Origin of the sequence: Streptomyces sp. CA-251247, assembly GCF_050952975.1 — a bacterium.
Lineage (GTDB): Bacteria > Actinomycetota > Actinomycetes > Streptomycetales > Streptomycetaceae > Streptomyces > Streptomyces achmelvichensis.
Map to the genome: position 1 here is coordinate 1,832,563 of NZ_CP191861.1, position 12,133 is coordinate 1,844,695.

At 72.8% G+C, this 12,133-nt stretch carries 9 protein-coding genes and 1 riboswitch; of the genes, 6 read left to right on the forward strand and 3 right to left on the reverse strand.

Annotated features, from left to right (window positions below; genetic code table 11):
- Positions 1-93 precede the first annotated feature (93 nt).
- Entirely contained in the window at positions 94-492 is a 399-nt protein-coding gene (locus ACQPWZ_RS08130; protein ID WP_356699532.1) for a VOC family protein, read from the forward strand.
- 55 nt (positions 493-547) lie between these two features.
- Here ACQPWZ_RS08130 and ACQPWZ_RS08135 read toward each other — a convergent pair whose 3' ends face one another.
- The 3 genes from ACQPWZ_RS08135 to ACQPWZ_RS08145 form a co-directional block, all read right to left on the reverse strand.
- Positions 548-1,843 (reverse strand): hypothetical protein, encoded by a 1,296-nt coding sequence (locus ACQPWZ_RS08135; RefSeq protein WP_433570981.1) that lies wholly within the window; start codon positions 1,841-1,843, stop codon positions 548-550.
- A gap of 146 nt (positions 1,844-1,989) precedes the next feature.
- Complete coding sequence (locus tag ACQPWZ_RS08140; RefSeq protein ID WP_433570982.1) at positions 1,990-3,117, reverse strand: alpha/beta hydrolase; 1,128 nt, start codon at positions 3,115-3,117, stop codon at positions 1,990-1,992.
- A gap of 55 nt (positions 3,118-3,172) precedes the next feature.
- Positions 3,173-3,835 (reverse strand): class II aldolase/adducin family protein, encoded by a 663-nt coding sequence (locus tag ACQPWZ_RS08145; protein ID WP_433570983.1) that lies wholly within the window; start codon positions 3,833-3,835, stop codon positions 3,173-3,175.
- Between the two features lie 223 nt (positions 3,836-4,058).
- On the opposite strand from ACQPWZ_RS08145, the gene ACQPWZ_RS08150 reads away from it, so the two are divergent.
- The 5 genes from ACQPWZ_RS08150 to cobN all read left to right on the forward strand — a co-directional run bounded on the left by ACQPWZ_RS08150 (position 4,059) and on the right by cobN (position 12,078).
- A complete protein-coding gene (locus tag ACQPWZ_RS08150) occupies positions 4,059-5,303 on the forward strand; it encodes an inorganic phosphate transporter (RefSeq protein WP_340472401.1) in 1,245 nt (414 codons plus the stop codon).
- 13 nt (positions 5,304-5,316) lie between these two features.
- Positions 5,317-5,538 (forward strand): hypothetical protein, encoded by a 222-nt coding sequence (locus ACQPWZ_RS08155; RefSeq protein ID WP_340472402.1) that lies wholly within the window; start codon positions 5,317-5,319, stop codon positions 5,536-5,538.
- Positions 5,539-5,657: 119 nt separating this feature from the next.
- A riboswitch (cobalamin riboswitch) is annotated at positions 5,658-5,796 on the forward strand.
- Positions 5,797-5,915: 119 nt separating this feature from the next.
- A complete protein-coding gene (locus ACQPWZ_RS08160) occupies positions 5,916-6,881 on the forward strand; it encodes a cobalamin biosynthesis protein (protein WP_433570984.1) in 966 nt (321 codons plus the stop codon).
- Positions 6,878-8,395: a cobyric acid synthase gene (locus ACQPWZ_RS08165; RefSeq protein WP_340472404.1), complete on the forward strand. Its 1,518-nt coding sequence runs from the start codon at positions 6,878-6,880 to the stop codon at positions 8,393-8,395. Before ACQPWZ_RS08160 ends, ACQPWZ_RS08165 begins: the two co-directional genes overlap by 4 nt.
- On the forward strand, positions 8,392-12,078 hold the full coding sequence (cobN, locus tag ACQPWZ_RS08170) for a cobaltochelatase subunit CobN (protein ID WP_433570985.1): 3,687 nt from the start codon (positions 8,392-8,394) through the stop codon (positions 12,076-12,078). The genes ACQPWZ_RS08165 and cobN overlap by 4 nt, the downstream gene beginning before the upstream one ends.
- The last annotated feature ends 55 nt before the right edge of the window (positions 12,079-12,133 follow it).

Here is a 12,133-nt window from a genome sequence, read left to right on the forward strand (position 1 = left end):
CGGTCCGGGCGGGGCTCCGGGCGCTGTCGGTGGCCGGTGCCAGACTGAGACCCAGATCACATCCCCACCGTCGAGCATGAAGGAGTGATCGGAATGGCACAGTCACCGAGCATCAGTCCGACCCTGGTCTATGCGGACGCCAAGGCCGCGATCAAGCAGCTCACCGAGGCCTTCGGCTTCACCGAGCACGCGGTGTACGAGGACGAGGACGGCCGGGTGGTCCATGCCGAGCTGATGTACGGGAACGGCATGGTGATGCTGGGCAGCAAGGGCACCGGCGGCGAGTTCGACAAGCTGATGACGGACGCCGGGCCCGCGGGTGTCTTCGTCCATGTCGACGATGTCGACGCGCACCACGGCAAGGCCGTGGAGCACGGGGTGGACGTGGTGATGCCGCCCACCGATCAGGACTACGGGGCGCGGGACTACATGGCGCGCGACATCGAGGGCAATGTCTGGAGCTTCGGCACGTACGCACCGGGGACGGCGTAACCGGAGGGGCCGGGTCCCGGCCCCTCCGGTTACGGACACCGCTCCGGGACGGCCCTCAGGCGCCGCCGGTGTGCACCTGGAACGCCGCCCGGCGCACGGCCTTGGCGAGTGCCGGGTCCGGATGTGCGGCCGCGAGCGCGACCAGGACCTGGACGGTGCGGGGGTGGCCGCCGGCGCGGACCTCGTCGAGGAGCGCCGGGACCGTGCCCTGGACCGCCGAGTCGAGGTGGCGCAGCAGCAGTTGGGGCTCCCCGTGGTCGGCGACCGCCGCCGCGGTGTCCACCCAGAGCCAGGTGGCTTCCTCCCGGGTGAGGACCTCGGCGGCGTCCTCGGGATCGGCCCCGTCGTACTCCGCGAGCCACAGCAGCGCGTAGGGGCGCAGCGAGGGCTCGTGCGCGGCGGTACGGACCTCGCCCTCGGCAGGGGCGCCGACGACGCGCAGCGCCTCGAAGGCGAGTCCGCGCAGCAGGGCGTCCTCGCCGCGGGCGACGCCGAGAAGTTCGGCGACGGCGCTGGAGACCGTACGGGCGGCCAGCCAGGCGCGGTACTCGGCACGGGCCGGTCCCGGGGTGAGGCGGGCGCAGCCGCGGAGCATGTCCTCGGCCGACTGCTCGATGTTGCCGGCGGGGCTCTGGGCGGCGACACAGATCTGTTCGAGCTTGACCCACACCGCCCAGTTGCCGAGCGGGGTGAGCGTGGCGGAGCTGCCCGCGTCGAGCGTCAGGGCGCCGACGGCGGACAGACCCTCCAGGGCCCAGTCGAGCAGCAGAGGCAGCGGGGCGTCCGATGCGCCGGGGACGGGCTGCTCCTGGAGGCCGTACGGCACCTCGCAGCGCTCCTCGCGCAGTTCGGCGACGCGCTGCTCCAGCAGGTCGAGCAGAGCGGGCACCAGGACCGGGCCGGCGGAGAGCTGGAGGAGCGAGAGCAGTTGGGGGACGGCCTCGACGACCTCGGCGACCGCCGTGGGGGCGACGTCGGCGGGGGCCGGGTGGATCAGCGACCAGGCGTCGAAGAGGGCGACCCAGCCGCGCAGCACGGCCATGTCGTCGCGGTCCCAGGCGCGCAGACGCCAGCCGGGCCGTGCGGTGTCGCCGTGCAGTTCGACCAGACCGGCGAGACGGGCCCGGTCCCAGCCGGTGCGGACCTGGAGCGGTGTCAACTCCAGTGCGGCGGCGGCCCGTTCCTGCGCGCGGTCGGCGAGCGAAGCGGTGCTGGGGTCCCTCTCGACGGCCGCCCAGCGGGCGATGCGGACGGCGTCCGCGAGGACCGCCCGCGCCTGACGGGCGAGCTCCGCGGGCGGGGGTGTGCCCTCGGGGGGCCTGGGTGCCGGCCGGGTGCGCCGGGTCGTCACGGCCCGTCGTGCGGCGGCCAGTGACCGCGGGCGGACAAGACGGAGTCTGGAGTTGCGCGCCAATTGCTCATCAGGCTTTCGGGACGTCACAGGGAGCAGTGTTCCCGCTGTCGGCCCGAAAGCCCAAACGGAACCTGGTGGGCCGCCTACAGAAGGGGGGTGAGGAAGCGGCGCAGCGCCTCTTCGTAGTGGGCCGGACCGGCGTTCCACATGGCCGCGTGAGGGGCCTCGCGGACCGTCTGGAGGCTGACCAGATCGGGGCGGGCGGCCGCGAGGTCGCGGGAGCGCTGCCAGGGCGCGAGCGTGTCGTCGGGGCCGTGGAAGATCAGGGTGGGCGCCGTCAGGACGCTGGGGTCGGCGACGGCCCGCAGCCGGTCGCCGTACAGGCCCGTCCTGCCCTGTGCGGCCCGGACGGCCAGGGGCAGCAGGACGGCGGGGGCGCGGCGGGCGGAGGCCAGACCGCGCAGGGTGGCTTCCCAGTCGAGGACCGGGGAGTCGAGGACGAGGCCGCTGATCCGGTCGCGCAGACCGGAGTTGGCGGCGGCGTACAGGGCCATGGAGGCGCCGGTGGACCAGCCGTGGACGACGATCTGTTCGGCGCCCTGGCGTACGGCGAAGCGGATGGCGGCGTCGAGGTCGCGCCATTCCGAGTCGCCGAGGTGGTTGAGGCCGTCGGGGGACCTGGGTGCGTCGGGGTCGCCGCGGTAGCCGAGCCCGAGCACCGGGCAGCGCTGGGTCCGCAGGAACGGCAGCAGGTTCAGGGGGTGTTCGCGGGTGGTGCCGAGACCGTGCACGGCGATCACCCAGGTGCCGCGGATGCCCGGCACGAACCAGGCGGGCAGCGGGCCGAGTTCGCCGGGGATGCTGACCTCGGAGCAGTCGATGTCGAGCGCCTCCCGCGGACTGCCGTGGTACAGCTGCGGCGTCATCCGGACGCGGGTGCCCGGACCGAGGGTGCCGAGGACCACCCGCTCCAGGCGGCGCACGAGCGTGTCGGCCGCGTGCGGCACGTCGTCGAGCACCGGGCCGACGATGGCGTGGATGCCGGGGCCGACGAGCCCGTATCTGCCGGGGCGCCGGGACGCCAGGCTGCGCGTGAGCGTGACCCGGCCGGCCGCCACGGCGTGCACGGTGAGCTTCGGCTCGCCGGGCAGCGGGCGGCCGGGCGGCGCCTTGAGCGCGGCGTCGCTGGCGTAGCGGCCGGCCGCGAACGCGGCCGCGCCGACACCTATCAGAGTGGTGACGGCCGCTGCCGTCGCTGTAGCCGGGCGCACTGCTCCAGTGTCGGTACCGGCGGGCCGCCCTGCCAGTGGACGGACGCCACCGGTGTCAGCGGCCCTGGCCGTAGCCCCGGAGTTTCTCCCCGACCTCGGCCAGCTGGGCGTCGGAGAGCAGGGTGGGGGTGCGACCGGGCACCGAGGATGCGGTCAGCCAGAGCCGGCACATCCACTCCAGCTGGGCGGTGCGGTCGTACGCCTGGTCGAGGGTGTCGCCGTAGGCGACGGTGCCGTGGTTCCGGAGCAGGCAGGCGGTGCGGTCCTCCAGGGCCGCCCGCATGGCGGCGGCCAGCTCGTCCGAGCCGTAGAGGGCGTAGGGGGCGACGCGGACGGGTCCGCCCAGCGCCGCCGTCATGTAGTGGATCGGCGGCAGCGTGGGGACGAGGGTGGAGACGGCCGTGGCGTGCACGGCGTGGGTGTGCACCACGGCCCTCGCCGAGGTGCCGCGGTAGACCTCCAGATGCAGCGGCAGCTCGCTGGTGGGCCTCAGGTCACCGAGGACCTGGTGGCCGTCGAGGTCGACGGCGACGGTGTCCTCGGGGGTGAGCCGGTCGTAGGGCACTCCGCTCGGGGTGACCAGGACGAGGTCGCCGGCCCGTACCGAGACATTGCCCGATGTGCCGACGACCAGGCCTTCCGCCGCCGTCCTGCGGGCCGTGGCCACGAGGTCGCGCCATGCCCGGTCGATGGTCTCCTGCCGCTCCGCATCGGTCATGCGGCGATCCTGCCAGGCCGCCGCGGGCGCCGAGGGGCCGGGCGTGACGCAGATCACGGAATCGAAGATCGGACCCCTGGAGAGGCCTGTTTGCACCACCGAGTGAAAGCGGAGTCACAGACCCTCACTTGGAGACACCGCAAAGCCCGCGTCAGTTCATCTTCCGTTCACTCAGGTTTCCTAGGTTCCACTGGCCACTGACGTCCATAGATTGCCTGGGTAAATGGAACACATCACGCTGCTGCTCGCGATCGTGATCGTGACGGCTCTCGTGTTCGATTTCACGAACGGTTTCCACGACACCGCCAATGCGATGGCGACGACCATCTCGACCGGAGCCCTGAAGCCCAAGACCGCGGTGGCCATGTCCGCCGTGCTCAACCTCGTCGGCGCGTTCCTGTCCGTGGAGGTCGCCAAGACGATCTCCAGCGGCATCGTCACCGAGTCAGGCATCACCCCAGAAGTCATCTTCGCGGCGCTCGTCGGCGCCATCCTCTGGAATCTGCTCACCTGGCTGATCGGCCTGCCCTCCAGCTCCTCGCACGCCCTCATGGGCGGACTGGTCGGCGCCACGATCGCCTCGGTCGGCGTCAGCGGCGTCAACGGCGGCACCGTCGTCACCAAGGTGCTGATCCCCGCGATCGCGGCACCCCTGGTCGCCGGCATCGCCGCCTACCTCGCCTCCCGGCTGACCTACAGGATCGGCCGCAACACCGACGAGAAGGCCACCGCCAAGGGCTACCGCGCCGGTCAGATCGCCTCGGCGGGCCTCGTCTCACTGGCCCACGGCACCAACGACGCCCAGAAGACGATGGGCATCATCACGCTGGCCCTGATCGCCGGTGGCGTCCTCTCCCCCGGGTCCAACCCCCCGATGTGGGTCATCCTCTCCGCCGGTCTCGCCATCGCGCTCGGCACCTACCTGGGCGGCTGGCGCATCATCCGCACCATGGGCAAGGGCCTCACCGACCTCCAGCCGCAGCAGGGCTTCGCCGCCCAGACCAGCGCGGCCAGCGTCATCCTCGCCTCCTCCAACCTCGGCTTCTCGCTGTCGACCACGCACTCCTGCTCCGGCGCGGTGATGGGCGCGGGCCTCGGCCGCAAGGGCGGCGTGGTCCGCTGGTCCACCGCCACCCGGATGTTCGTCGCCTGGGGTCTGACCCTGCCGGCGGCCGCGCTGGTGGCGGCGGGCTCGGAGCTCGTCACCCGCCAGGGCGACTGGGGCGTGGCAGCCGTCGTGGTCTTCCTGATCGGCTCCTGCGCCGCGATCTGGCTGGTCTCCCGCCGTCAGGTGATCGACCACACCAACGTCAACGACACGAGCACGGACGGCGAGCCCGCGGGTGTCGTGACGGCTGCCATCGCGGCCGTCACCCCGCCGCCGGCCGGCACCCCGGCCCAGGACTTCCAGACGACCATCCCGGCTCCGGCCCCCGAATCCGAGCCGGCCCGCACGGCCGCGGTGTAAGGACAGAAACAGCATGAGCATCGACTGGGCAGCTCTCGGCTCCGTCTTCGGCGTGAGCCTCGTCGCCACCGTGGCCCTGGTGGGTCTGTTCACCCTGGGCGTGGTGGGACTGAGCAAGCAGGAATCGGCGTCCGCGCAGGGAGGCTCGGCGGCCCTGGCACGCACCGGCGCCTATGTGTGCTTCGCGCTCTGTGCGGCAGCGGTGACGTACGGGATCTACCTCATCGTCAGCTGACGCCACAGCATCATCACGCGCATCGAAAGCCGGGCCGGGCACCCTTTGGGGTGACCGGCCCGGCTTTCGGGTGTGGGGCTCGGCACACTGTCCCGTCGCAGGTCAAAGGCAAGTTGACGCCATTCGAGCGGCGTGGTGGACTGCCGGGGCCATCTACGGCGGCAGCAGAGGAAGCCGGTGCAAATCCGGCGCGGTCCCGCCACTGTCACCGGGGAGCAGTCCCCGGAAGCCAGGAACTCTCACCGCCGTTCACGTCGAACCAGGGCGCGGACACCCTGAGTGAGGACATATCGCCATGCCCGGCTGCGGTTCCGTTCCTGCTGTGAGTACGGCCCTGAGTTCACGGTTGCACCGAGGCGAGAGCCCGGCCTGAACCCGTGCGTGCCGACCGAGTGTTCGTGTACGGCTCCATCGCCGGCCTGGCCTGCGACCTGCTTCTCGGTGATCCCCGCCGGGGGCACCCGGTCGCCGCGTTCGGGCGGGCCGCGGGGGCCGTCGAGCGTGTGTTGTGGCGTGACCACCGCGGCTGGGGTGCGCTGCACTCCCTGCTGTGCGCCGGGGGTGCGGCCGCCGCCGCGGCCCTTGTCGCGCGCGGCGCGCGGGGCAGTTCCGCCGCGTCCGTCGCCCTGACCGCGGCCGCCACCTGGTCGGTCGTCGGGGGCACATCGCTGGGACGCGAGGCCCGGGCCATCGGCGGGGCGCTCGCCGCCGGTGATGTGGAGCTCGCCCGGGAGCGGCTGCCGCATCTGTGCGGCCGCGATCCGCAGAGTCTGGACGAGCAGCAGATCGCGCGGGCCGTCGTCGAGTCCGTCGCCGAGAACACCTCCGACGCCGTGGTCGGCGCCCTGGTGTGGGGTGCCGTGGCGGGCGTGCCCGGTCTGGTGGGCTTTAGGGCGGTCAACACCCTGGACGCGATGGTCGGGCATCTCTCGCCCCGGTACCGGAAGTTCGGCTGGGCCTCGGCACGGCTGGACGATGTGGCCGGCTGGCCCGGCGCCCGGCTCACGGCCGGGCTCGCGGCGCTCGCGGGCACGGACGGCCGGGGGGCCGTCCGCGCCTGGCGCGCCGACGCCGGCCGGCACCCCAGCCCCAACGCCGGGCCCGTGGAGGCCTCCTTCGCGGGGGCGCTCGGTGTCCGGCTCGGCGGAACGCTCTCGTACGGCGGGCGCGTCGAGCACCGGCCGGTCCTCAACGCCGAAGGGCGTGCCGTGGAGTTCGGCGACATCGAACGCGCCGTGCGGCTCTCCCGCCGCGTCGGCTTTCTGACGCTGGCGGTCTGCGCCGCGGGCCGCGTCACGGGTCACGCACTGCGCGCCCGGCGCGCACGAAGGAGGCGGGGATGAGCGGGCGCAAGGGCGGCGGGCTGCTGGTCGCGGGCACCACGTCCGACGCGGGTAAGAGCGTCGTCACGGCCGGGATCTGCCGGTGGCTCGTACGCCAGGGCGTGAAGGTCGCCCCCTTCAAGGGGCAGAACATGTCCCTCAATTCGTTCGTGACCCGTGAGGGCGCGGAGATCGGCCGCGCGCAGGCCATGCAGGCGCAGGCCGCGCGGGTGGAGCCGAGCGCCCTGATGAACCCGGTCCTGCTCAAGCCGGGCAGCGACCGCTCCAGCCAGGTCGTGCTGATGGGCAAGCCGGTCGGGGAGCTCAGCGCCCGCGGCTACCACGGCGGCCGGCAGGAGGCCCTCCTCGGCACCGTCGTGGAGTGCCTGGAGGAGCTGCGGGGCACGTATGAAGCCGTGATCTGCGAGGGGGCGGGCAGTCCGGCCGAGATCAATCTGCGGCGTACGGACATCGTGAACATGGGCATCGCGCGGGCCGCACGGCTTCCCGTGCTGGTGGTCGGAGACATCGACCGCGGTGGGGTGTTCGCCTCCTTCTTCGGGACGACGGCGCTGCTGAGCGCGGCCGACCAGGAGCTGATCGCGGGCTACCTGGTCAACAAGTTCCGCGGGGACGTGTCCCTGCTGGAGCCCGGCCTCGACATGCTGCACGGCCTCACCGGACGGCGGACGTACGGCGTTCTGCCCTACGCGCACGGGCTCGGCATCGACGAGGAGGACGGGCTGCGGGTCTCGCTGCGCGGCACGGTGCGGGAGTCGGTGCTCGCCCCGCCCGTCGGGGAGGACGTGCTGCGCGTCGCGGTCTGCGCCGTACCGCTGATGTCCAACTTCACCGACGTGGACGCGCTGGCGGCCGAACCGGGCGTCGTCGTGCGGTTCGTGGACCGCGCGGAGGAACTGGTGGACGCCGACCTGGTGATCGTGCCGGGCACCCGGGGCACGGTCAGGGCGCTGGACTGGCTCAGACAGCGGGGGCTCGCGGACGCCCTCGTACGGCGGGCCGCCGAGGGCCGGCCGGTGCTGGGCATCTGCGGCGGCTTCCAGATGCTCGCCGAGCACATCGACGACGAGGTCGAGTCGCGGGCCGGAGCCGTCGACGGGCTCGGACTGCTCCCCGTCCGGGTGCGGTTCGCGGCCGAGAAGACCCTCGCCCGCCCGGTCGGCGAGGCACTGGGCGAGCCGGTCGAGGGGTACGAGATCCACCACGGCGTCGCGGACGTCATCGGCGGCGACGCCTTCCTGGACGGCTGCCGGGTCGGCGCGGTCTGGGGCACCCACTGGCACGGCTCGCTGGAGAGCGACGGCTTCCGCCGCGCGTTCCTGCGTGAGGTGGCCCGGACGGCGGGCCGCCGCTTCGTCCCCGCGCCGGACACCTGCTTCGCCGCGCTGCGCGAGGAACAGCTCGACCGCCTCGGCGATCTGATCGAGGAACACACGGACACCGGTGCGCTGCTCGGCCTCATCGAGTCGGGCGCACCCTCAGGACTTCCCTTCATCGCACCTGGAGCGCCATGAGCACCGAGACCACCGTGCTGTTGCTGTCCACCGCCGACACCGATCTGCTGGCGGCCCGGGCCTCCGGGGCGCCGTACCGGATCGGGAACCCGACCCGTATCGACGTGGCCGAGGAGCTGCCCGCGCTGCTGGAGGGCGTCTCCGTCGTCGTCGTACGGCTGCTGGGTGGCCGGCGTGCCTGGGAGGACGGGCTCGCGGCGCTCAAGGCGTCCGGCCTGCCGACCGTGCTGCTGGGCGGCGAGAGCGTGCCCGACGCGGAGTTGATGGCCGAGTCGACCGTGCACGCCGGGACGGTCGCGGAGGCCCTGCGGTATCTCGTCGAGGGCGGTCCCGCGAACCTCGTCCAGCTGGCCCGCTTCCTGACGGAGGACGTGCTGCCGGCCGGTCAGGGCCGCGCCACGGACACACCGAGCAGGCACAGCGCCGAGCCGCAGAAGATGCCCGAGTGGGGTCTGCACGGCGACCGCGCTGTCGTCGAGGGCAGGCCGACGGTCGGCGTGCTCTTCTACCGCGCCCACGAACTGTCCGGGAACACCGGATTCGTCGACACGCTCTGCGACCGGATCGAGGCGCGCGGCGCCAACGCGCTGCCCGTGTACTGCGGTTCACTGCGGGGAGCCGACGCGGAGCTGTACGAGCTGCTCGGCCGCGCGGACGCCCTGGTCGCGACCGTGCTGGCGGCCGGCGGCACGCGTGCCAGCGACGCCAGTGCGGGCGGGGACGACGAGGCCTGGGACATCGGGGCGCTCGCCGACCTCGACGTTCCCGTGCTCCAGGGACTGTGCCTGACCTCGTCCCGCGCCGCATGGGAGGAGTCGGACGCGGCCCTGTCCCCGATGGACGCCGCGATGCAGGTGGCGATCCCCGAGTTCGACGGCCGGCTCATCACCGTGCCGTTCTCGTTCAAGGAGCAGGGGCCCGACGACGTACCGGTGTACGTCGCCGATCCCGAGCGGGCCGCGCGGGTCGCCGGAATCGCCGTGCGCCACGCGCGGTTGAAGCACAAGCCGAACGCCGAGAAGAAGCTCGCGGTCGTCTTCACCGCCTATCCGACGAAGCACTCCCGGGTCGGCAACGCCGTCGGCCTGGACACGCCCGCCTCCGCGGTGCGGGTCCTGGACGCCCTCAAGGACGCGGGCTACCAGGTGGAGGGCCACCCGGACAACGGGGACGAGCTGATCCACCGGCTCATCAACGCCGGTGGCCACGACGTGGAGTGGCTGACCGAGGAGCAGCTGGCCGCCGCCCCGGCGCGGGTGCCGCTCGCGGACTACCGCGCCTGGTTCGACAAGCTGGAGCCCTCGCTGCGCGAGAGCATGCTGGAGCACTGGGGCGAGCCGCCGGGCTCGCTCTACGTGGACGGCGACGAGATCGTGCTGGCGTCCCTCCAGTTCGGGAACATCGTCGTGATGATCCAGCCGCCGCGCGGCTTCGGGGAGAACCCGATCGCGATCTACCACGACCCGGACATGCCGCCCTCGCACCACTACGTGGCGGCCTACCGGTGGCTGGAGGAGTCGTTCGGCGCCGACGCGGTCGTCCACATGGGCAAGCACGGCACCATGGAGTGGCTGCCGGGCAAGGGGCTGGGGCTCTCCGCGGGCTGCGGCCCCGACGCGGTGCTCGGTGAACTGCCGCTCGTCTACCCCTTCATCGTCAACGACCCCGGCGAGGGCACCCAGGCCAAGCGCCGCGGCCACGCGACCGTCGTGGACCATCTGGTGCCGCCGATGGCGCGCGCCGACACCTACGGCGACCTGGCCAAACTGGAGCAGCTGCTCGACGAGTACGCGCTCGTCAGCGATCTCGACCCGACGAAGGCCCCGGCGGTACGGGCGCAGATCTGGACGCTGGTGAAGGCCGCCGAGCTGCACCACGACCTGCATGTCGCCGAGCAGCCCGGGGACGACGACTTCGACTCGTTCGTCATGCACATCGACGGCTATCTCTGCGAGATCAAGGACGTGCAGATCCGCGACGGACTGCACATCCTGGGCGGCGGCCCCGAGGCGGAGGCGCGGGTCAACCTCGTCCTGGCCGTGCTGCGCGCCTCCCAGGTGTGGGGCGGCAACGCCAACGCGCTGCCGGGGCTGCGGGCCGCCCTCGCCGAGCACTTCGGGCTGGTGGAGAAGGAGCTGCTGGGCGAGCCCGGCGCGCCGGTGAAGGTGCCCGTCGAGCTCACCGAGCTGGTCGAGGGACCGGCGCGGACGGGCGCGGACGCGATCGACCTGCTGGAGCAGCTGTGCCGGCGGCTCGCGGAGGGCATGGAGGCGCGCGGCTGGGCGACGGCGGACGCCGCCGGGCTGGTGCGCGAGGTGCTGGGCACCGAACTGCCCGAGGCGGTGGCCGTACTGGGGTTCGCCTGTTCGGAGGTCGTGCCGCGGCTCGCCCGCACGACGGACGAGATCGGCAACATCCTGCGGGCCCTGGACGGCGGCTATGTCCCGGCGGGCCCGTCGGGCTCCCCGACGCGCGGCCTGGTCAACGTGCTGCCGACCGGACGGAACTTCTACTCGGTCGACCCCAAGGCCATCCCCTCGCGGCTCTCCTGGGAGGTCGGCCAGTCCCTCGCCGACTCGCTGGTGGCCCGCTATCTGGCGGACACCGGCGGCTACCCGCGATCCGTCGGCCTCACGGTCTGGGGCACCTCCGCGATGCGCACCCAGGGCGACGACATCGCCGAGATCCTCGCGCTGCTGGGCTGCCGCCCGGTCTGGGACGACGCCTCGCGCCGGGTGACCGGCTTCGACGTCGTGCCGCTCGAGGAGCTGGGGCGGCCGCGCATCGATGTGACCGTGCGCATCTCCGGGTTCTTCCGGGACGCGTTCCCGCACGTGGTGGGGCTCATCGACGACGCGGTGCGGACGGTGGCCGAGCTCGACGAGCCGGCCGAGGCCAACTTCGTACGGGCGCACGCCGACGAGGACACGGCCGCGCACGGCGACCGGCGGCGCGCGACCGCCCGTATCTTCGGCTCGAAGCCGGGCGCGTACGGAGCGGGTCTGCTGCCGCTGATCGACGCGCGCAACTGGCGCAGCGACGCCGACCTGGCCGAGGTGTACGCGGTGTGGGGCGGCTACGCGTACGGGCGGGAGCTCGACGGCCGTGCGGCGCGTGGCGACATGGAGACCGCGTTCCGCCGGATCGCGGTCGCCGCGAAGAACGTCGACACCCGCGAGCACGATCTCGTCGACGCGGACGACTACTTCCAGTACCACGGCGGCATGGTGGCGATGGTGCGCCATCTGACGGGCACCTCGCCCGAGGCGTACGTCGGCGACTCGGCCACCCCGGACCAGGTGAAGACCCGGACGCTGGGCGAGGAGACGCACCGCGTGTTCCGTGCGCGGGTGGTCAACCCGCGCTGGATGGCGGCGATGCGGCGCCACGGCTACAAGGGCGCGTTCGAGATGGCCGCGACGGTGGACTACCTGTTCGGGTACGACGCCACGGCCGGGGTCGTCGACGACTGGATGTACGAGAAGTTGTCGGCGGAGTACGTCTTCGACCCGGAGAACCGGGAGTTCATGCAGAAGTCCAACCCCTGGGCACTGCGCGGGATCTCGGAGCGGCTGCTGGAGGCGGCCGAGCGCGGACTGTGGGCGGAGCCGGACGCGGAGACGCTGGAGCGGCTGCGCGCGACGTATCTGGAGCTCGAGGGCCAGTTGGAGGGCGACGAGTGAACGGCTGCGCCACCGCCCCTGACACCGCACCTCCGTCGAGGCCGAAGACCACCGA